This is a genomic window from Cupriavidus sp. YAF13, assembly GCF_052113425.1.
In the GTDB taxonomy this organism is placed as follows: domain Bacteria; phylum Pseudomonadota; class Gammaproteobacteria; order Burkholderiales; family Burkholderiaceae; genus Cupriavidus.
Genome location: NZ_JBFRDD010000003.1, coordinates 206,400 through 226,451 on the forward strand (window position 1 = coordinate 206,400; position 20,052 = coordinate 226,451).

Annotated in this window: 16 protein-coding genes and 1 pseudogene; 7 read left to right on the forward strand and 10 right to left on the reverse strand. The window is 65.9% G+C overall.

All coding sequences use genetic code 11. The features are described from left to right. The first annotated feature begins 216 nt into the window (after positions 1-216). Entirely contained in the window at positions 217-1,338 is a 1,122-nt protein-coding gene (locus AB4061_RS04375; RefSeq protein WP_441631226.1) for an asparaginase, read from the forward strand. Positions 1,339-1,554: 216 nt separating this feature from the next. Further along, the gene (locus tag AB4061_RS04380; RefSeq protein ID WP_441631228.1) at positions 1,555-2,520 is read left to right on the forward strand and encodes a LysR substrate-binding domain-containing protein; all 966 of its coding nucleotides are present in this window, start codon (positions 1,555-1,557) and stop codon (positions 2,518-2,520) included. Positions 2,521-2,584: 64 nt separating this feature from the next. Here the strand turns inward: AB4061_RS04380 and AB4061_RS04385 are convergent, their stop codons facing one another. The 3 genes from AB4061_RS04385 to AB4061_RS04395 all read right to left on the reverse strand — a co-directional run bounded on the left by AB4061_RS04385 (position 2,585) and on the right by AB4061_RS04395 (position 5,813). Continuing rightward, the gene (locus AB4061_RS04385; RefSeq protein WP_441631230.1) at positions 2,585-2,869 is read right to left on the reverse strand and encodes a DUF883 family protein; all 285 of its coding nucleotides are present in this window, start codon (positions 2,867-2,869) and stop codon (positions 2,585-2,587) included. Positions 2,870-3,063: 194 nt separating this feature from the next. Beyond that, on the reverse strand, positions 3,064-4,527 hold the full coding sequence (locus AB4061_RS04390) for an NAD-dependent succinate-semialdehyde dehydrogenase (RefSeq protein ID WP_441631232.1): 1,464 nt from the start codon (positions 4,525-4,527) through the stop codon (positions 3,064-3,066). Positions 4,528-4,538: 11 nt separating this feature from the next. Then, positions 4,539-5,813: a 4-aminobutyrate--2-oxoglutarate transaminase gene (locus AB4061_RS04395; protein ID WP_441631234.1), complete on the reverse strand. Its 1,275-nt coding sequence runs from the start codon at positions 5,811-5,813 to the stop codon at positions 4,539-4,541. A 177-nt stretch (positions 5,814-5,990) separates the two neighbouring features. Between AB4061_RS04395 and pdxR (AB4061_RS04400) the strand changes: the two genes are divergently transcribed. Further along, on the forward strand, positions 5,991-7,493 hold the full coding sequence (gene pdxR, locus AB4061_RS04400) for a MocR-like pyridoxine biosynthesis transcription factor PdxR (RefSeq protein ID WP_441631235.1): 1,503 nt from the start codon (positions 5,991-5,993) through the stop codon (positions 7,491-7,493). A gap of 487 nt (positions 7,494-7,980) precedes the next feature. Then, complete coding sequence (locus AB4061_RS04405; protein ID WP_441631237.1) at positions 7,981-9,024, forward strand: rod shape-determining protein; 1,044 nt, start codon at positions 7,981-7,983, stop codon at positions 9,022-9,024. Between the two features lie 108 nt (positions 9,025-9,132). On the opposite strand, the gene ggt is transcribed toward AB4061_RS04405, so the two are convergent. Further along, positions 9,133-10,998 (reverse strand): gamma-glutamyltransferase, encoded by a 1,866-nt coding sequence (gene ggt, locus AB4061_RS04410; RefSeq protein WP_441631239.1) that lies wholly within the window; start codon positions 10,996-10,998, stop codon positions 9,133-9,135. Between the two features lie 29 nt (positions 10,999-11,027). Then, complete coding sequence (locus tag AB4061_RS04415; RefSeq protein WP_441631241.1) at positions 11,028-11,900, reverse strand: MurR/RpiR family transcriptional regulator; 873 nt, start codon at positions 11,898-11,900, stop codon at positions 11,028-11,030. A 282-nt stretch (positions 11,901-12,182) separates the two neighbouring features. Between AB4061_RS04415 and pdxR (AB4061_RS04420) the strand changes: the two genes are divergently transcribed. After that, positions 12,183-13,685 (forward strand): MocR-like pyridoxine biosynthesis transcription factor PdxR, encoded by a 1,503-nt coding sequence (pdxR, locus tag AB4061_RS04420; RefSeq protein ID WP_441631242.1) that lies wholly within the window; start codon positions 12,183-12,185, stop codon positions 13,683-13,685. Here the strand turns inward: pdxR (AB4061_RS04420) and AB4061_RS04425 are convergent. Both AB4061_RS04425 and AB4061_RS04430 read right to left on the reverse strand, forming a co-directional pair. Then, positions 13,604-14,233 (reverse strand): cysteine hydrolase family protein, encoded by a 630-nt coding sequence (locus tag AB4061_RS04425; RefSeq protein WP_441631244.1) that lies wholly within the window; start codon positions 14,231-14,233, stop codon positions 13,604-13,606. The two genes, pdxR (AB4061_RS04420) and AB4061_RS04425, sit on opposite strands and share 82 nt — an antisense overlap. A gap of 234 nt (positions 14,234-14,467) precedes the next feature. Next, positions 14,468-15,430 (reverse strand): hydroxymethylglutaryl-CoA lyase, encoded by a 963-nt coding sequence (locus AB4061_RS04430; RefSeq protein ID WP_441631246.1) that lies wholly within the window; start codon positions 15,428-15,430, stop codon positions 14,468-14,470. 201 nt (positions 15,431-15,631) lie between these two features. On the opposite strand from AB4061_RS04430, the gene AB4061_RS04435 reads away from it, so the two are divergent. After that, a complete protein-coding gene (locus AB4061_RS04435; protein ID WP_441631248.1) occupies positions 15,632-16,546 on the forward strand; it encodes a LysR family transcriptional regulator in 915 nt (304 codons plus the stop codon). Positions 16,547-16,567: 21 nt separating this feature from the next. On the opposite strand, the gene AB4061_RS04440 is transcribed toward AB4061_RS04435, so the two are convergent. The 3 genes from AB4061_RS04440 to AB4061_RS04450 form a co-directional block, all read right to left on the reverse strand. Further along, positions 16,568-17,548 carry a Bug family tripartite tricarboxylate transporter substrate binding protein gene (locus tag AB4061_RS04440; RefSeq protein ID WP_441631250.1) on the reverse strand — a complete coding sequence of 327 codons (981 nt, stop codon included), beginning with the start codon at positions 17,546-17,548 and terminating at the stop codon, positions 16,568-16,570. Between the two features lie 53 nt (positions 17,549-17,601). Next, on the reverse strand, positions 17,602-18,462 hold the full coding sequence (locus AB4061_RS04445) for an NAD(P)-binding domain-containing protein (RefSeq protein WP_441631251.1): 861 nt from the start codon (positions 18,460-18,462) through the stop codon (positions 17,602-17,604). A 139-nt stretch (positions 18,463-18,601) separates the two neighbouring features. Further along, positions 18,602-19,315 carry a GntR family transcriptional regulator gene (locus tag AB4061_RS04450; RefSeq protein ID WP_441631253.1) on the reverse strand — a complete coding sequence of 238 codons (714 nt, stop codon included), beginning with the start codon at positions 19,313-19,315 and terminating at the stop codon, positions 18,602-18,604. Positions 19,316-19,661: 346 nt separating this feature from the next. Between AB4061_RS04450 and AB4061_RS04455 the strand changes: the two are divergent. Then, positions 19,662-20,021: pseudogene (locus AB4061_RS04455) on the forward strand (RraA family protein); the annotation flags it as partial. Between the last annotated feature and the right edge of the window lie 31 nt (positions 20,022-20,052).

Consider the following 20,052-nt stretch of genomic DNA (forward strand, 5'->3'; position numbering starts at 1 on the left):
TCGGCAAGGCGCCAGGAGCGGCCGGAGCGCGGCAGGCGGGGGCTTCGCCGGGTGATGATTTTTCCGCATACTTCGCCGCGAATTTTGCATCGCCATATCAGGGCTTATACGGATACGGGCGCTTTTTGGTTGCCGTATCATCGCCCGCTCATCACTTATCATCACCATCTGGCGGGCACTTACCGAGCGCCCGAAATCCAACGCATGGAGACCACCATGAAGCGTTTTGCACGTCTTAAACCCCTCAGCGCCTTGCTGCTTGCCGCCTGCCTGACCACCGGCGCTGCCCATGCCCAGCTTGCTCCCTCCGCCCCTGCCGCCGGCGCGCCGACACAGGCCAGCGAAGCCCGCAAGGCCAATATCGTGATCATCGGCACCGGCGGCACCATTGCCGGCGCGGGCGCCGCGGCCACCAACACCGCCGCCTACCAGTCGGCCGTGGTGCCGGTGGACAAGATCATCGCCTCGGTGCCGGAGATCTCCAAGGTCGCCAATGTCAAGGGCGAGCAGGTCTTCCAGATCGGCTCGGAGAGCTTCAACAACGAGCGCCTGCTCAAGCTTGGCAAGCGCGTCTCGGAACTGCTCAAGCAGCCGGACGTGGACGGCATCGTGATCACCCACGGCACCGACACCATCGAGGAAACCACTTACTTCCTCAACCTCACGCTCAAGAGCGACAAGCCGGTCGTGGTGGTGGGATCGATGCGTCCGGGCACGGCGCTGGGCGCGGACGGCGCGCTTAACCTGTATGACGCGGTGCTGGTGGCGTCCAGCCCGGAGTCCAGAGGCAAGGGCACGCTGGCGGTGCTGAACGACGAGATCCACACCGGGCGCGACGTCACCAAGACCAACACCTTCAAGATCGAGACCTTCCGCTCGCCGTTTGGCCCGCTGGGCTACGTGGTGGAAGGCCGCACGCTGTACTACCGCCTGCCGGCGCGCCCGCACACCATGCAGACCGAATGGGACATCGACAAGATCGACAAGCTGCCTGAAGTGGCCCTGGTGTACGCCTACGGCAACGTCAATCCGGCCAGCATCGATGCCGCGGTGAAGAACGGCGCCAAGGCCATCGTCTATGCCGCCACCGGCAACGGCAGCGTGGGCGACTACATGGTCGAGCCGCTCAAGGCCGCCCGCGCCAAGGGCGTGCAGATCGTACGTGCCTCGCGCACCGGCAGCGGCGTGGTGGTCCGCAACGCCGAGCAGCCGGACGACAAGTACGACTGGCTGGTGACCGACGACCAGCTGCCGCAGAAGGCCCGCATCCTGATGGCGCTGGCACTGACCAAGACCAACGACACCAAGGAACTGCAGAAGATCTTCTGGAAGTACTAAGCGAGTACTAACCGAGTACTAGGCGAGCACCAGTCGAGTACTCGGCGCCTTGCGCTTGTCCGCGCGAGGCCGGGGAGGGATGTTGCAATTTCGGAATAATGTGGCGCAAAATTTGCATGGTGCTATCGGGCTTCCACCGATTTGTGCAGCGCCGCGCTGCCGTATGATCTGCCATGGACAGCGCGTCCCTCCCCCTGATGTTGAGTACATTCCAATATGGAAACCAAGTGGCTTGAAGACTTCCTGTGCTTGGCTGAAACGCGCAGTTTTTCGCGCGCGGCTGCCGACCGGCATATCACCCAGTCGGCGTTCAGCCGGCGCATCATGGCCCTTGAGGAGTGGCTTGGCGTCAGCCTGGTCGACCGCAGCGTGCATCCGGCAACCCTGACCACGGCAGGCTGGCTGTTCCGCCGGCTGGCCGCCGACCTGCTGCGTGACGCTTATGCCGCACGCGCGCTGCTGAGCAGCCGCCAGCCCCTTGCCGAGAGCGACAAGGTCATCCGCTTCTCGGTGGCGCACACCCTGGTCTTTACCTTCTTCCCGTCCTGGCTCAAGTACCTGCACGGGCGTTTCGGCTCGTTGAGCGCCTGCGTGCATGCGGTAAACGTGCCAGAGGGCGTGCAGCAACTGGTGGATGACGATTGCGACATCCTGCTGGGCTACCACCATCAGCAGCTGCCGATCCTGCTTGACCCGAACGGCTTCCCGTTCCTGATGCTGGGCGTCGAGCGGATCCTGCCGTTCTCGGCGCCGGACAAGCAAGGGCAGCCGATCTTCCGGCTGCCGGGCACGAGCGCCAATCCCTTGCCCTTCATGGCCTATTCATCCGGCGCGTTCCTTGGCAACGTGGTCGAGATGATCCTGCTCAATGCGCCGGAGCCCTACGGGCTGCAGCGCTGCTTCGAGACCCATATGTCGGAGGCCCTGAAGGCCATGGTCGTGGCCGGGCACGGGGTGGGCTGGCTGCCGGAGAGCTGCGTCAGCGACGAGCTGAAAGAGGGCAAGCTGGTGGTGGCGGGGCCGGCCTCGTGGGCAACCAGCCTCGATATCCGCCTGTACCGCTCGGCGGCCAGCCCGAAGCCGCTGGTCGATGAGCTGTGGTCCTTCATCAGCCACGTGCGGGACCCGCAATTGATGCTGATGGGCAAGACCGCGGAATCGAGCGACTGCGGGATGCTGTAAGGCGGGGTCCCGGGCCGCGGTGGTTGGCGGCCCGGGCGGATACGTGGGCGATTGGCCCGGGGATTTATCGCCGGTCGATCAGCCAGCCGATCAGCACGCCGACAGCAGCAGCCACGCCGATGGCCGTCCACGGGCTTTCATGCACATAGTCGTCCGCGACGCGCGCCGTGTGGCGGCTCTTTTCCACGACGACGTATTGCACATCGGCGATTTTCTTCTTTGCCTTCTTCAGGCGTTCCTGCACCTTGCCCGGCGCATCCGCGGCCGGCGCGCCGGGGGCATGGGTGGCATTGGTGGCAGGCACCAACAGGCTATCGACTTCACGCAGGGCGCTACCGGTATTCGACATGTTTTTTTCTCCTCGTTGAATGGCTAACGCAATGGCTAACGCAATGAAAGACCTGATGGCGTTAAAAGGTCCGGCTCATTGTGTCTGGCTAGCATAAGGAACATCCAGCGCGTAAATAAGAGCCAATCGGGATTAGTTGATGGAACCGCCTCCCGGCGGTCCACGCAGGCTTGCGCGCTGCTTGCGCCCGCAGATCAGCCGAGTTCCAGGCAGAGGTATTTCATCTCCAGGTACTCGTCGATGCCGTAGCTGGAGCCTTCGCGGCCGAGGCCCGATTGCTTGATGCCGCCGAACGGCGCCACCTCGTTGGAGATCAGCCCCGTATTGATGCCGACCATGCCGTACTCCAGCGCCTCGGCCACGCGCCACACGCGGGCCATATCTTTGGAGAAGAAGTAAGCGGCAAGACCGGACTCGGTGTCGTTGGCCATGGCGATGACTTCCTCGTCGTCCTTGAAGCGGAACAACGGTGCCAGCGGGCCGAACGTTTCCTCGCGCGCGACGCGCATGGCAGCGGTGGCGTCAGCCACCACCGTGGGCTCGAAGAAGGTGCCGCCAAGCGCATGACGCTTGCCGCCCGTCAACACGCGCGCGCCATGGGCGAGCGCATCGGCGATGTGGCTTTCCACCTTGGCGACGGCGTCGGCGTCGATCAGCGGCCCTTGCGTGACGTCGCGGTCGATGCCGTGCCCGGGGCGCAGGGCGCTTACCGCGCGCACCAGCCGGCTGGCCACCTCGTCGTACACGGCGTCGTGCACATAGATGCGGTTGGCGCAGACGCAGGTCTGGCCGCTGTTGCGGAATTTCGAAGCCAGGATGCCGTCCACCGCGCGGTCGAGATCGGSGTCCTCGAACACGATCAGCGGTGCATTGCCGCCGAGTTCGAGCGAAAGCTTCTTGACCGTGCCGGCGCATTGGGCCATCAGCAGTTTGCCGATGGCGGTGGAACCGGTGAAACTCAGCTTGCGCACCACCGGGCTGTCGCACAAAACGCCGCCGATCTGGACCGGGTCGCCGGTGACGACCTGCAGCACGCCACGGGGCACGCCGGCTTCTTCGGCCAGCGCGGCCAGCGCCAGCGCGCTCAGCGGGGTCTGTTCGGCGGGCTTCACGATCATGGTGCAGCCCGCGGCCAGCGCCGGGCCGGCCTTGCGCGTGATCATGGCGGCGGGGAAGTTCCACGGCGTGATCGCCGCGCACACCCCCACCGGCTGGCGCAGCACCAGCATCTTCTGGCCGGCGCGCGGGCTGGACAGTACGTCGCCGTCCACCCGCTTGGCTTCTTCGCCGAACCATTCGAGAAAGGAGGCCGCGTAGGCGACTTCGCCACGCGCTTCGGCCAGCGGCTTGCCCTGCTCGGCGGTCATCAGTTGCGCCAGGTCTTCCTGGTGCGCCAGCATCAGGTCGGCCCAGCGGCGCAGCACCGCGGCGCGGGCCTTGCCGGTCAGGTCGCGCCAGGCCGGCAGCGCGCGCGCGGCGGCCTCCACGGCTTGCCGGGCTTCGGCGGCGCCGCAGCCCGGGACGGTGCCGACCACATCGTGGGTGGCCGGGTTGTGCACTACCAATACGGCGCCGCTGGCGGCGCCGGTCCATTCGCCATCGATCAGGCAGGCGCTGCGCAGCAGCTCGGGTCGTTGCAGTTTCAAGGTGTCTCCCATGGTGTCTCCCTTTATGCGGCGATGCCGGCCAGCACCTTCGTCAGCACCGCCAGTGCGGCGTCGAACTGGGCTTGCGGGATGGTGAGGGGGTAGAGGAAGCGGATGGTGTTGCCGTACGTGCCGCAGGTCAGCAGGATCAGCCCGGCCTCCATGGCGCGCTGCTGCACCCGCTTGGCCAGTTCAGCGCTGGGCTGCCCGGTGGCCGGATCGTAGAACTCCACAGCGATCATGGAGCCAATTCCGCGAATGTCGGCAATAACCGGGCAGGTGTGGCTTGCCTCCTGCAGTACGGCCTTGAGTTGCTCGCCAAGCGCGGTGGCGCGCTCGCAAAGGCGCTCTTCCTCGATGGTTTCGATGACCGCATGGGCGGCGGCCACCGCCAGCGGGTTGCCGGCGTAGGTGCCACCCAGGCCGCCAGGCAGCGGCGCGTCCATGATGCTGGCGCGGCCGCAGACGGCCGACAGCGGCATGCCGCCCGCCAGGCTCTTGGCCATGGTGATGAGGTCGGGCGCCACCGGGTAGTGCGACATGGCAAAGAGCTTGCCGGTGCGGCCGAAACCGGTCTGCACCTCATCCGCGATCAGCAGGATGCCGTGCTTGTCGCACAGCGCGCGCAATTTCTGCATGAAGTCCACCGGCGCCGGGTGGAAGCCGCCTTCGCCCTGGACCGGCTCGATGATGATGGCCGCCACGCGCTGCGGGTCGATATCCGTCTTGAACAGCGACGCCAGCGCCTGGATGGATTGCTCGGTGCTCACGCCATGCAGCTCGCACGGGAACGGCGCGTGATAGATGTCGGAGGGGAACGGCCCGAACCCGACCTTGTACGGCGCCACCTTGCCGGTCAGTGCCATGCCAAGCAGGGTGCGGCCGTGAAAACCGCCCGAGAACGCAATGACGCCAGGGCGCCCGGTATGCGCGCGGGCGATCTTGACCGCGTTTTCCACGGCCTCCGCGCCGGTGGTGAACAGGGCGGTTTTCTTCAGGCCATCGATCGGCGCCAGGGCGTTGATGCGCTCGGCCAGCGCCACGTAGCTCTCGTAGGGCACGATCTGGTACGCGGTGTGCGTGAAGCGCTCGAGCTGCGCGCTCACCGCCTGCATCACGCGCGGATGGCGGTGACCGGTATTGAGCACGGCAATGCCGCAGGCAAAGTCGGTGTACTGGCGGCCTTCCACATCCCAGAGCGTGGCGTTTTCCGCGCGGTCTGCATAGAAGTCGCACATCACGCCGACGCCGCGGGGGGTGGCAAGGGCGCGGCGCTGATTCAGTTCGAGGTTCTTCATGGGCTCTCCGTGGTGCTTGATATGGCCTGGGCGGCGCTTGCCGGCCGGGCTCGGTTTTCGCGGGTTTCCGCAGGTTGTCGCTGGCTGCCGATCGATCACGATCGCAGCGATGCAGTGCATTTCAACTTCCTTTGGCACTACAATCCAGTACCGCATTCACATATCTGATGGTGCCAATTGAGATCGATCTGCGGCGACCTGCTGCTTCAGCGCCTGGGTCCGGACGGTCCCGCAGCCCTTGCGAAACCGTTGAACCGCAGTCTTTACGAGTGCATCCGCGGCGCCATCCTCGACGGCAGCCTGGGGCCCCAGACCCGTTTGCCGCCATCGCGTGACCTTGCATCCGAGCTCGGCATGTCGAGAAATACCGTGATGTTTGCGTACGAGCAGTTGCTGGCCGAGGGCTATGTGCACGCCCGTACCGGCAGCGGCACCTTCGTGGCCGCCACCGCGCCGGAGGCCTATCTCAATGCCAAGGCCAGCCAGCCCAGCGGCGCGCAGGCCCGGGCCATGCCGGGCCTGTCGCCGCGCGGCGTGGCATTGCTGGCCAATGCCTCGGCGTCGCCATCGCAGTGGGGCGCCTTCATGCCGGGCGTGCCGGATGTGACGCGTTTCCCGCACCAGCGCTATGCGCAGATCTCCGCCCGCCTGTGGCGCAATCCACCACCCGAGCGGCTCAGCTATTGCCATGGCGGTGGCTTGCCCGCCTTGCGCGAAGCCGTGGCGGCGCACTTGCGGGTGGCGCGATCGGTGCAATGCGACGCCGCCCAGGTGCTGATCACTGAAGGCATTCACCAGGGCATCGACCTGCTGGTCCGGATGCTTGGCATGTCCGGCGAGCACGCCTGGGTGGAGGAGCCCAGCTACTGGGGGATTCGCGGCTTGCTGCAGATGAACGGCATCCACATGATGCCGGTCCCGGTCGATGAGGAAGGGCTGACGATTCCGGCGGGGAAGGACGCAGGCCAGCCGCCGCGCTTTATCTTTGTCACGCCATCGCACCAGTATCCGCTCGGCGCCGTCATGAGCCTGACGCGGCGGCGCGCGCTGCTCGAATACGCCCGGCGCCAGGGCAGCTGGATCGTCGAGGACGACTATGACAGCGAGTTCCGTTTCTCCGGCCAGCCAATCCCGTCGCTGCAAGGCATGGAACCGGATGCGCCGGTGATCTATATCGGCACATTCAGCAAGACGCTGTTCCCCGGGCTGCGCATGGGCTACATGGTCCTGCCGCGCGCGCTGGCCGGGGCCTTCCAGACCGCGCATTCCGAGCTGTACCGCGCCGGCCACCTGATGACGCAAGCCACCGTGGCCGAGTTCATGCAGGCGGGCGACTATGCCGCGCACATCCGCCGCATGCGGCTGCTGTACGGCCGCCGCCGCGCCATCCTGGCAGGGCTGATCGAGCGCTATCTGGGACCCGAAGCGCTGCACCGGTACGGCAGCAACGCCGGCTTGCACCTTGTTCTCTGCCTGCCTGACAGCGCGGACGATGTGGCCATTGCGGAGCAAGCCGGGCGCCGGGGCATCCTGGTACGGCCACTGTCGCGGTATTTTCTGGGAGGTGCGGTGCAGCGGGGGCTGTTGCTCGGGTATGCGTGCGTGCCAGAGGAGCAGATAGGGCCGGCGTTCGAGGTACTGCTGGGTTGCTTGCGGGACGTGCGGCTGCCGGCGCACTGAGCAGGACGGGGAGGGCGGCCCCCGGTTCGGTCCCTGACGCCACGGCTTGCGCCGCTGGCCGGCCGACGCCATTTTTTGAGCAGGAAGACCTTTGTGCAAGGTATCATTCGTTCCCGGTTAACCTTTGGTTGGCACCTGGCTCACGCGCCGGCGTGGCGCAAGTACGGCGCACGCCACTCCCCGAGCCAAGGATGTTTCGGTTAAGTCTCGCCAGGGTTTTTTTGTGATCCCGGCGCGGTTTCAACGATATGGCCTGTTCAGCGGTTGCATGGTGGCCGGTTTCGCCGCCAAGCGGCACGGACGTGGCCACCACCGGGTTTTGCCGCCCATACAAAGTGACGGAGCGCCGGCCACCGCCGAAGGCCGCTCCGCTCGACGCGCGACGCATGAGGGCTTCCTGCATGCGCCGCTATTCCTAGCCTGCTTGTCGCCAGAACTGGCGCCCGCCGGTTCGCATGCTTGCGAACCACCAGATGAAAGTTCCCCGATGTTTGGATTTCTCCGTAGCTACTTCTCCAACGATCTCGCGATCGACCTCGGCACCGCCAACACCCTGATCTACATGCGCGACAAGGGCATCGTCCTCGATGAGCCCTCGGTGGTCGCGATTCGCCAGCAGGGCGGCCCCAATCCCAGGAAGACCATCGAGGCGGTGGGCAAGGAAGCCAAGCAGATGCTGGGCAAGGTACCTGGAAACATCGAGGCCATCCGCCCGATGAAAGATGGCGTGATCGCCGACTTCCGGGTCACCGAGCAGATGCTCAAGCAGTTCATCAAGATGGTGCACGACACCAAGCTGCTGCGGCCGTCGCCCCGCATGATCATCTGCGTGCCGTGCGGCTCGACCCAGGTCGAGCGCCGCGCCATCCGCGAATCCGCGCTGGCCGCCGGCGCCAGCCAGGTCTACCTGATCGAGGAACCCATGGCGGCCGCGCTCGGCGCGGGGCTGCCGGTGTCGGAGCCGTCCGGCTCGATGGTGGTGGACGTCGGCGGCGGCACCACCGAGGTCGGCGTGATCTCGCTGGGCGGCATGGTCTACAAGGGTTCCATCCGCGTGGGCGGGGACAGGTTCGACGAGGCCATCGTCAACTACATCCGGCGCAACTACGGCATGTTGATTGGCGAGCAGACCGCCGAGGCCATCAAGAAGACAATCGGCTCGGCGTTCCCGGGTGCCGAAGTCCGCGAAATGGAAGTCAAGGGCCGCAACCTGTCCGAAGGCATCCCGCGCGCGTTCACGGTATCGTCCAACGAAATCCTGGAAGCGCTGACCGAACCGCTCAATCAGATCGTGTCGGCGGTCAAGATCGCGCTGGAGCAGACTCCGCCGGAACTCGGCGCCGATATTGCCGAGCGCGGCATGATGCTCACCGGCGGCGGTGCGCTGCTGAGCGAACTGGATCGCCTGCTGGCCGAGGAAACCGGCCTGCCGGTCCTGGTGGCCGATGACCCGCTGACCTGCGTGGTGCGGGGCGCGGGCATGGCGCTCGAACGCATGGACAAGCTCGGCAGCTTCTTCTCCTACGAGTAACGGCTGGCAGGCCGCAACGAAGAAGGCCGGCCCTCGGGCCGGCCTTGCGCGTCGCAGTCCCGGCGCTTCGAAAGCACCGACAGCGCCAGCGCCATTGCGCAACCGCGCTTAATCCCCCAATGCCACTCCCTCGCGGCGCGGGTCGGCGCCGCCGGCCCAGGCCCACGTGCCATCGGGGCGCTGGCGGCGCATGATGGCCTGCGTGCCGCTGGTCATCTCGATCTGCGCGACCTCATGCCCGCGGTCTTTCAGGCCTTGCACCAGGGCCGGGCTGACCAGGCCGGCTTCCAGCTCCGTCGGTCCGTTGCGGCTGCCGAAGTTGGGCATGTTGATGGCCGCCTGCACGTCCATGTTCCAGTCCAGCAGGCCCACCAGCGTCTTGGACACGTACTCGATGATCTGCGAGCCGCCGGGCGAACCCACGGTTGCGACCAGCTTGCCGCTGTCGCGGTCGAACACCAGCGTGGGCGCCATCGACGAGCGCGGGCGCTTGCCGGGCTGCACGCGGTTGGCGACGGGCTTGCCGTTCTCGCTCGGCACGAAGGAGAAGTCGGTGAGCTGGTTGTTCAGCACGAACCCCCGCACCATCAGGTGCGAGCCGAAATAGCTCTCGACGGTAGTGGTCATGGAAATCGCGCCGCCGGTGTCATCCACCGCGACGATCTGCGATGTGGACACGCGCGGCGGCGAGCGGTCCGGCGCCAGCGCGACTGTGGCGCCAGGTGGCACGCCGGCCTCCGCCTTGTCCATGCTTTCCTCGCCGATCAGGCTCGCGCGGCTTGCCAGGTAGTCGCGGCTCAGTAGCCCCGCCACGTTGACGGGCACGAAATCCGAGTCCGCCACGTAGAGGCCGCGGTCCGCATAGGCCAGGCGCCCGGCCTCGGCAATGGCGTGCACAGCGTCGATGCCCGGCTCGACCCCGGCAGGCGTTGCAACCTGCTTCGGCTTGAGCGCGGCGAGCGCGTATTTCGGGTTCCTGGCTTCCAGCGCCTGCAAGGAGCCGAGCATCTGCGCGATAGCGATACCACCTGAGGAAGGTGGCGGCATGCCGCAGATCTTCCAGCGCTTGTAGTCGCTGCAAATGGGCGCGCGCTCCTTGGCGCGGTAATCCTTCAGGTCAACCAGCGAGAGCGAGCCCGGGTTGGCGCTGCCGTTGACCTGCTTGACGATCTCGCTGGCAATCGGGCCGGTATAGAGCACGTTCGGCCCGCGGTGCGCGATCTCGCGCAGCGTCCTGGCCAGCGCCGGATTCTTCAGCATGGTGCCGACCGGCCTGGGCTTGCCGTCCGGCGTCAGGAAGTAGGCTGCCATCTCGGGCGAAGCCGGGAGGAACTTGTCCGCGGCGATCTGCGTATAAAGGCGCGGCGAAATCGGGAAGCCCTGCTCCGCCAGCGCGATGGCCGGCTCGAACAGCTTGGCCCAGGGCAGCTTGCCATGCTGGCGGTGCGCCAGTTCCAGCGCGCGCAGCACGCCGGGGGTGCCCACCGAGCGCCCGCCGATCTGCCCTTCGCTGAAGCTCATGGGTTTGCCGTCGGGGCGCATGAAGAGGTTCTCGCCGGCGCCGGCGGGCGCGGTCTCGCGGCCGTCATAAGCCTGCACGCGCTTGCCGTCCCAGTACATGATGAAGGCACCGCCGCCGATGCCGGTGGCCTGCGGCTCGACCAGCGTCAGCACAGCCTGCATGGCAACGGCCGCATCGATGGCCGTGCCGCCCGCGCGCAGGATCTTGCGGCCGGCTTCGGTGGCCAGAGGATTGGCGGCAGCGGCCATGTGCTTGTCGGCATAAGTGGTCGTCATGCCCGGCCGGTAGCCGGACGAGACTTCCGGCGCCGCGGGCAAGGCCGTTGCCGTGGGCGCGGTTGCGGCCGGCGGCGCCGAGGACACCCCGGTTTGCGTCGAGCATGCGCTTAGCAGGGCAAGCGCCAAGGCCAGCGGGCTGGCCCGGCGCATCAATGAAAACTGCTGAGTGGCCATTTCATTATTCTCCTGAAAGGAAAGGCATTCTAGAAATCGATGCTTGCACCCTCGGGGGTGGCAGAGCGGCGTACGGCCTCGATGGCTTCGAGCCGGCGCCTTGCCTCCTCGGGGAAGCGGGCAATAAGCGCGGCGATCAAGGTCTCGCATTGCGCCAGCGCGGGTACCTTGGTATCGAACGGCGAGCCGGTCTGTACAAAGCTGCTTAACGTGGCCGTGGCGAAGCCGGCAATCGGCGACTTCCACTCGTCGGTAAACAGGACGATCCTTGCGCCCAGGCGATGCGCCGCGGCGGCAAAGTCGATGACGCTTTTCTGATAGCGGCGGTAGTCAAAGACGACCAGCGCATCGTTTGGCCCGATGTCGACCAGTACCTCGTTCGCCCGCTCCAGGGCAGGCTCGACGAGACGGACCTTGGGCCGGATATGCGTCAGGTGCGACGCGAGCCGCGAGGCCAGGAACAAGCTCGATCGTCCGCCGGTGCAGAACACGGCGGACCGCGCATTGCCGAGCAACTCGACGGCGGTGTTGAAGTCCTCCGGCGCAGCGTGCTGCGCCACGCGCTCGACCGACATCGCCAGGCTTGCCAGCGAACGCCTTTGAAAATCCTCTCCGAGTGCCGGTTCGCCCAGCGCGCCGAGCCGCGAGAGCGGTGAATTCATTGCCTCGTCGACCTCCGCCAGGAGCGCTCGCTGAAATGACGGGTAGCCGTCGAACCCCAGCTTCACGACCAGCCGGTACACCGTGGGATCGCTGACCCCGGCTTGTCCCGCGAGGTTCGAGATGGAGGTCAGCGCGGCGCTCGGGTAGCTGGCGAGCAGCGTTTCCACTACTTTCAGCTCCGACGTGGTGAAGCCGGCGGCCTGGTCTGCCAGCATTTCCCTGATTGATAACCTGGCCAAGCCGCTCTCCGAAAAAGAGACTGCCGGGCCACTATGCGGTGCGGCAGTATGACGTAATAAACATTACAGATCGTGAAACAAAGCGGAGAATATCATTTGGGTAGCTCGGCAAAAACCGCGTAGAAACCCTCGGTTTCATCTGGCGGACGCTGCGTGTATTGTTTGTCGGTGAAGCACCCGGCTCAGCCCTCAGTTTTTTGTAGCGTACGTTACAAAGTGCCGAACGCATCATGATGTCAGTAGCCAAGAGTCGGGACTCAACGAGAGAGAGGAGCGAAGACTTTGAAAGAGACGCCATTGATCGACTGGCTTCTCGGGCGCAGTCACTGGGCGCAGCCCGACCGATCGGGCCTCCCCTTGAACCGGCAGTTGTTCGACGACATCCGCGGTGCGATCCTTGCTGGCCAGTTGTCGGCCGGTACCCGCCTGCCGCCAACACGCGAGGTCGCCAAAGGCCTGAGCATCGCCCGCAACACCGTCCTGTATGCGTATGAGCGCCTCACCGAAGAAGGCTATACGCTGACACAGGGCGGCAGTGGCACCTACGTCGGCAAGGCACTGCCCGATCCCGCGCTGCGCGAGCGCGTGTTCGGCTTGAGCCAGGCGAGCGAGATCGCGCCGCCGCGCGAGGCATCGCGCCTGTCCGCCAGAGCCCGCGAGCTGCTCAATGGCGCCGGCGCATCGGACCGGCAGGTGGGCTCGTTCGTGCTGGGCATTCCGGATGTCAGGCAGTTTCCGCGCGCAACCTGGCAGCGCCTGATCACCCAGGTCTGGAAAACCGCCTGCCAGGAACAACTGGGCTATGGCACGCGGCATGGCTGTCCGCCGCTCAAGCACGCGCTGGCGCAATACCTCGCGCTCGCGCGCGGCGTCGACTGCTCGCCCGAGCAGATCGTGGTGACGCAGGGCAGCCACCAGGCCATCGATCTGTGCGCCCGTTTGCTCGCCGATCCGGGCGACGTGGTGTGGGTGGAAGACCCGGGCTACTGGGGCGCGCGCAGCGTGTTTCGCGCCGCCGGCCTGAAGGTCGAGGCGGTGCCGGTTGACGCGCAGGGCATGCAGCCCCCCATCGCGCCGCAGATCGCGCCCAAGCTCATCTTCGTCACCCCGTCGCACCAATACCCCAGCGGCGTGGTAATGAGCCTGGCGCGCCGGCGTTTGCTCACGGAGCTGGCGCATCGCTACGGCGCCTGGATCATCGAGGACGACTACGACAGCGAGTTCCGTTACCACGGCGCGCCCCAGCCGTCGCTGCAGGGCCTCGATCCCCATCGCAACACCATCTACGTGGGCAGCTTTTCCAAGGTGTTGTACCCCGGCCTGCGGCTCGGCTTCCTGATCCTGCCGCCGTCACTGGTGGATGCCTTCGCCGTAGCGCACTCCGAGTTGTATCGCGGTGGGCAGTTGCAGATCCAGACCGCGCTGGCGCTGTTTATCGCGGACGGGCAATATGCCGCCCATATCCGGCGCATGCGCAAGATCTATGGCGAGCGCCAGGCGCTTCTCACGCAGGCATTGCAGCGCCGGCTTGACGGCGAGATCGATATCGTCGGCACCGATACCGGGCTGCATCTGACCGTGCTGCTGCGCCGCGCGGACGATCACCTGGTATCGCGCGCCGCGCTCGCCCACGGGATCGTGGCGCGCCCGCTGTCGTCCTACTACGCGGATCCCCGGCGCGCGCAGAACGGCCTGGTGCTGGGCTACGGCGGGGTCAGGGAGGAGGAGATCGCCCCGGCGGTGGCCCGGCTGGCGGTGGCCATCGAGTCGGTTGGCCGGGCCTGATGTGCGAACAGGCAGTCCGCCGCGCTCACCAGTTTCACGAACGGCCCGCTCAACGTCCGGTTGTGATGCGCAATGATGGCCTGCGCCGGCAGCACCGGCGTGTCCATGCTGGTATGTCCGTCCGCGACCAGCACTGGCCTGAAGCCTAGCTCCGCGGCGGCACGGCAAGTCGTGTCGACGCAGTACTCCGTCTTCATGCCGACAATGACCAGCTCGGCAACGCCGGCATCCGCCAGCCAGCCTGCCAGCCCGGTTCCGGCAAAGCAGTTTGGCCGGGTTTTATCGAACACCGTGTCCGCCATCGCATCCACCGCAAGCTCGGGAAGCAGTTGCGACAGCGCGCTGCCGGGCTCCAGCGGAGATCCCAGCGGGCCGGTGTGGCGCACGGCAAAGACGGGTGCGCCCGCTTCGCGGGCTTTGGCGATGAGCGTGTTGACGGTGGCGAGGACACGCTGCCCTTCATAGGGCTTGTGCGGGCCGTTGAACATGCCGACCTGCATGTCGATGATCAAGAGGGCGGAGCGCCCGGGGCTTGCACTGCCTGGCATGATGTTTCTCCTGTGATGCCAGCGCGGGCGGAGAAACCAAAAGGCCCCGTCCATCGCTGGCGGGGCCTTGGGGTGAAGACTTGAGCGGATTATGCCTGGCTCATGGTCCGACCACACGACCCGCCATCAGCGGTCGTGGTGGCGGTCGTGGTAGTGGTCGTGGTGTTGAGAGCCGGGAAGCGCATTTGCGGATCATGCAGCAGGCCGGGCGGGGCGTCAATATCCGGCGTGGCTTCAGCGCGCCAGCGCACGCCGGCGAATGTCCTCGAAATCCGCCGGCGGGGCGTGCCGCGTCAGGCGCGGGCCGGCTTGCGAAACCTGCGCGGGCAGGTCGTGCTTGAGGAGCTGGCGCAGGGTGGCGGCAGCGTCGAGCAAGCCGGGCAGGTCCACGCCGGTGTCGTAGCCCATGCAGTCGAACAGATGCACCATGTCCTCGGTGGCGACGTTGCCGGTGGCGCCGGGCGCGTAGGGGCAGCCGCCGATGCCGCCAAGCGACGTGTCGAAGCGGCGGATGCCGGCTTGCACGGCGGCTACCGCGTTGACCAGCCCCATGCCGCGCGTGTTGTGGAAATGGGCGGTGAATTCGAGCCTGGGAAAGCGTGCCTGCACGGCCTCGCACAGGGCCTGCACCTGGTTGGGGTACGCCATGCCGGTGGTGTCGCACAGCGTGATGCCGTGCACGCCCAGTTCGGCAAAGCGGGCGATCCATCCAAAGACCGCTTCGGCCGCGATCTCGCCTTCCATCGGGCAGCCGAATACGCAGGACAGCGAGACGTTCAGCGGCACGCCGTGTTGCGTGCCGAGCGCGATCACCTCCTGCAACTGGCCCAACGATTGCTCCTGCGTCATGCGCAGGTTGGCCAGGTTGTGGGTCGCGCTCACCGACATGACGAGGTTGAACTCGCCGGTGGCGGACTCCAGCGCGCGCTGCGCGCCGCGCACGTTCGGCACCAGCGCGGTGTACACCACGCCGGGCGCGCGCCGGATACGGTGCATGACCGCCTCTGCATCCTTGAGCGCCGGGATGGCTTTGGGCGACGTGAACGACGTGACTTCGATCTTGGCGAAGCCCAGGCCGCTCAGCGCGTCGAGCAGGGCGACCTTGTCATCCGTCTCGATGAAATCGCACTCCATCTGGAAACCATCGCGAGTCGCCACTTCATTGAACTGCAGGCGGATGCCTTGGCCGTGATGCATGCTTGCACTCCTTTTGCGGGTTGCGGATCACGCGCCGGCCAGCCACCGGCGGTGTGATCCTGGTTGTGTTCGCCAAGCCATGGTGCCGCCGTCATGGCCCGGGCCGTTCCCGCCACTCTATGGGCGCGGCGCCGCCGGCGGAATTGCGATCTCCGCAATCCGGCTTCGCAAAACGCGAAGGACCCGCGCTAGAATGCGCCAATGACCTGGCCCCTCAATCCCGCCCGCGTAGATTTCGTGACGCTGCGCCTGTTTTGCGCGGTCGTGCAGACCGGCAGCATCACGCAAGGCGCGGCCGCCTGCCACCTGGCCTTGTCGGCGGCCAGCCGGCGCTTGTCGGATTTCGAGGAAACCACGGGCTTGCAGTTGCTGGAGCGCACGTCCAAGGGGGTGACGCTCACGCCCGTGGGCCATATGGCCATGCAGCACGCCATGCGCCTGTTCCAGGGTTTCGAGCGCTTCAGCGCGGAGCTGCAGGACCATTCGCGCGGCTTGCTGGGCCATGTGCGGCTGTGGGCCAATATGTCCGCCCTGACGGAGTTCCTGCCCGCCAGGCTCGCCACCTTCCTGTCGCAGCACCCGGGTGTGCATGTCGAGCTCGAGGAGCAACTCAGCGGCGATATCGCCCGCGCGCTGGTGGACGGCCTGGCGGATATCGGTGTGTTCTCGGAAGGCACGCCCACGGATGGCCTGGACATCAGCGACTTCCAGACCGACACGCTGGTGCTGCTGTGCTCGCGCCGCCATCCCCTCGCGCGCAAGCGGCGCGTCGGTTTTGCGAGCTGCCTGGAGTACGACATGGTCGGGCTCAATCGCGGCAGTGCGTTGCTGGAGCTGACCTCGCGCGCGGCGGAGCAGGCCGGGCGGCCGCTTCGGCTTCGCATCCAGGTCCGCAGCTTCGACGCGATGTGCCAGATGATTGCGGCCGACCTTGGCGTAGGCGTTCTGCCGCAAGCCGTGTGCCGTGCCCAGGCCAAGGCGCTGGGGCTGCATATGATTGGCTTGTCGGACGATTGGGCCAGCCGGCGGCTGCTGCTGGCAACGCGCTCGGGCGTGCCTTTGTCGTCCGCCGCGCGGCTTCTCGGGGAGCATCTGCGGCAGGCCGGCGGGCCCTGACCAGATCCCCACTCGGCAGGCTTATTCCACCTTGGCGCCCGACTCCTTGATGATCTGGCCCCAGCGCGTGGCCTCGCTCTTCATGTAGGCGGTGTATTGCTGGGGCGTGCCGCCAAGGATGTCGGAGCCCTGGGCGATCAGCTTGGCGCGCACCGCCTCATCTTTCAATGTCCTGTCAGTCGCTTCCCGCAGTTGCTTGACGATGGACTCCGGCGTTCCTTTTGGCACCAGGATGCCTTGCCACGCGCCCATTTCCAGCGAGCTCATGCCGCTCGCTTCCTTGATCGTCGGGATCTCCGGCAGCAGTGTCGAGCGCCTGGCGCTGGTGATGGCCAGGGCCTTCAGCTTGCCGCCCTTGATCAGGGGCTGGGCGTCGCTCAGCGGCAGGAACATGAACTGCGTGGAGCCGGCGATCAGGTCGGTGATTGCGGGCGCGCTGCCCTTGTAGGCGACATGGGTCACCTGGATGCCGGTTGCCTTGGCAAAGAGCGCGCCACCGAGATGGAGCAAGGCGCCTGCACCGGATGACGCGTAGTTCAGCTTGCCGGGGTTTGCCTTGGCGTAGGCCACCAATTCGTGGACGTTCTTCACCGGCAGGCCTGGCGTGGTGACCAGGACCAGCGGCACGATGGCGGTGAGCGAGACCGGCACGAAATCCGTGAACGTATCGAATTGCACGTTCTGGTACAGCGCCGGGGCCAGCACCACGGCGGAGGTGCTGTAGAAGATGGTGTAGCCATCGGGCGTGGCGCGCTTGGCCTCGGTTGCCGCGATGTTGCCGCCGGCGCCGGGCTTGTTGTCCGGCACGATGGACGTGGACAGTTGCTTGCCGAGGCCCTGCGCGACGATGCGCGCGTTGATGTCGGCCGAGCCCCCGGGCGGGAAGCCCACGATCATCCGGATCGGCTTGCCGGGATAGGCGTCAGAGGCCAGCGCGGGCGTGGCCGCGATGGCGGGCAAAACAAGGGCTGCCGCCAGCAATGCATGGGCGAGTTTGTGCATGGTGTCTCCTTTTTATTTTGAAAGCGGATTCGGGCGAAGCGAGGAGAGGCTGGCTATGGCTGGTTGGATAGCAGCCAGCCAAGCGCGTCCTGGATCGTGGGGTTGTCCTGGATGGGGTGGGCATCCAGCGCCGCGGCCGTGGCCTTGAAGCGCGCTTCGACACCGGGCAGGACCAGTGAGGGAAGCCCGGCGCGCGCGAGTTCCTTTTGCGCTTCCAGCACCTCGTGCGTGCGGCGCTTGGCGTGGATGGTGTGGGTGCGGACCAGCATGTCGATAAAGCCGGCCAGCGGCGCCTCATCGATGTCGCGCAGCACGCCATAGAGCTTGTCGCGCACGCCTTGCTTCTCGGCGGCCATCAGCAGCTCCACGGACAGGGCCTCCATGCCCTTGGTGAAGACGCTGCGCAGGATCTTCAGCGAGATTGCATCACCGGCCACGCCGCCTTCCACGGCTTCAGCCTTGCCGCCGGCCGCGTTGACCAGCTTGCAGAATTCAGGGGCGGATGCGCCGGCGCACAGCAGCGGGGTGCGATGCAGCGACAGTGAGATGGCGCCCATCACGGCCACATCGACATACGCGAGCCCGGCGGTGGATGCCGCGGCGGCGGCCTTGCGCTTGTCCTCGGGGCTGGCTGTCGTCAGGTCCGCGTAGCTTGCGCCCGCTTTCATGTGCGCATGGCAGTTGCCCGCCACGGCCAGCGCGGCCGATCCGAATACGCAGGACAAGACCCAGTCGGCCGATGCAAGCCAGGGGCCGATTTCCGCATGGACGGGAAGGCCCCAGGCGGTGGCGAGTTCCTTGCCCGCGGGGGAGAGGTGGCTGTCGCAGAGGTGGAACCGCACGCCCGGCAGGCTTGCCAGGGCGGTGGCGTAGCAACGGCCGACTTCCCCCAGGCCAATGATTGCGATGTTCAAGACGATCTCCTGGCTGATTTCGGCCAAGAGTACATAAAAAAAACAGTAGCAACAATCGGAAACGCCTGGCTTACGGGTATACCTCTAATTTCTGGGCGTGATTTTAGATTTTTACGGCTGGCTTGTGCTGAATTTGTATTCAGTTTGTTTTGTCGCCTGCTTCGCCGCCGGCGCTGGCATCGTGCTGCAGCCCCGCCTGCGCCGAGTCCAGGCGGCGGCTCATGAAGCGCTGGTTGGAGATATGGAGGTGGACCGACATCAGCTGCGCGGCCAGCTCGCCGTTGTGCAGTTCCATCGCCAGCACGATGTCCTGGTGATGATGCAGGCTGCGCCTGAGGTCATCGAGTTCATAGAGGAAGAACGAGCGGACGATGACCGGCATGTCGATCATCGTCTCCAGCATGGACTTCAGGCGGTTGGAGCCGGATGCCTCCAGCAGCAGGCGGTGGAAGGCGCTGTTTGCCGCCTGTATTTCCGCGATGGCGTCATCCCCTTTGGCGCCGGCTTCGATCACGGCGGCCATGCGCGCGTTGCAAGCCTTGAGCGCGGCGATGGTCTGCGCATCCGCCCGCTCCGCGGCAAGCCTGGCCGCATAGGGCTCCAGCAGCGAGCGCAGGCTGAACATCTCCTCGATGTCCCAGCGCGTCCAGCCGGCGACAAACACGCCGCGGCCGGTCTGCGCCACGGCCAGCCCGTCGTCGATCAGGCGCTTGAGAGCGGCCCGCACGGGCGTCCTGCTGACGCCCATTTCCTCGGCGATGTGTTCTTCCTTCAGCTGTGTGCCCGCCGTGTAGTGGCCTGCCACGATGCGCTTTTTCAGCTGCTCGTAGGTCTGTTCGCTTCCTTTTTTCATAGCTGGCTTTGTTCTTTCCGGGGCGTGCCCATGCCGGGCGGCGCGCGATGTCCTCGGCGCGACTGGGATGCAATTTGCGCGCAAGCGTGCACACCATGCGCGGCGGCAATCGTATCAGACCGCATGTCGGTGCCGGAAAACGCCCCTTGCGGAGGCGGGCAGGAATGGCCATCGCCTATGTGAGGCGTATGGTGCACTTAATGCCGTTTTATGTATTCAATTTGTATCCATCCTTTCTGCCTGCGGAGAGAGCACTGCTTTTTTTGGGCTGTATTTTTCTTGTTCAATCCTTTCCTTGCCATTGATTGTACTTTTTTTGTATTATCCGGAGATCGCAAGCGTGCCGCAGGCGGGCCTGGCGGGGCTGGTGGTCAACGGTTCGGTACGCGACGGCAACGCCATCATCGAGATGGGTTTCCCGGTCTTCTGCCGGGGGCTGTCGATCAAAGGCACCAACAAGCATCAGCCAGGCCGCGTGAACGTGCCGGTGAGCCTTGGCGGCGTGGTGGTGAATCCGGGCGACATCATCGTGGGCGACCGCGACGGCCTGGTGGTGGTCGATGCGAGCGAGGTAGACAGCGTGATTGCCAGGAGCGCCGAGCGCGAACTCAAGGAAGCAAAGATCCGCGAAGAGCTGGAGAAGGGCAAGACGATGGTCGAGCTGCTCGGGCTGGGGGATACGCTGCAGCGTTACGGGCTGGTTTAACGGCGGGAGGGATCCAGATGGCGGCCACCAG

Bases quoted from the DNA above. Each gene is read 5' to 3' on its own strand.
- AB4061_RS04440 (WP_441631250.1), bottom strand. From the start codon at position 17,548: ATGCACAAACTCGCCCATGCATTGCTGGCGGCAGCCCTTGTTTTGCCC.
- AB4061_RS04380 (WP_441631228.1), top strand. From the start codon at position 1,555: ATGGAAACCAAGTGGCTTGAAGACTTCCTGTGCTTGGCTGAAACGCGC.
- AB4061_RS04375 (WP_441631226.1), top strand. From the start codon at position 217: ATGAAGCGTTTTGCACGTCTTAAACCCCTCAGCGCCTTGCTGCTTGCC.
- AB4061_RS04450 (WP_441631253.1), bottom strand. From the start codon at position 19,315: ATGAAAAAAGGAAGCGAACAGACCTACGAGCAGCTGAAAAAGCGCATC.
- AB4061_RS04385 (WP_441631230.1), bottom strand. From the start codon at position 2,869: ATGTCGAATACCGGTAGCGCCCTGCGTGAAGTCGATAGCCTGTTGGTG.
- AB4061_RS04430 (WP_441631246.1), bottom strand. From the start codon at position 15,430: ATGCATCACGGCCAAGGCATCCGCCTGCAGTTCAATGAAGTGGCGACT.
- AB4061_RS04425 (WP_441631244.1), bottom strand. From the start codon at position 14,233: ATGCCAGGCAGTGCAAGCCCCGGGCGCTCCGCCCTCTTGATCATCGAC.
- AB4061_RS04395 (WP_441631234.1), bottom strand. From the start codon at position 5,813: ATGAAGAACCTCGAACTGAATCAGCGCCGCGCCCTTGCCACCCCCCGC.
- AB4061_RS04435 (WP_441631248.1), top strand. From the start codon at position 15,632: ATGACCTGGCCCCTCAATCCCGCCCGCGTAGATTTCGTGACGCTGCGC.
- ggt (WP_441631239.1), bottom strand. From the start codon at position 10,998: ATGGCCACTCAGCAGTTTTCATTGATGCGCCGGGCCAGCCCGCTGGCC.
- AB4061_RS04405 (WP_441631237.1), top strand. From the start codon at position 7,981: ATGTTTGGATTTCTCCGTAGCTACTTCTCCAACGATCTCGCGATCGAC.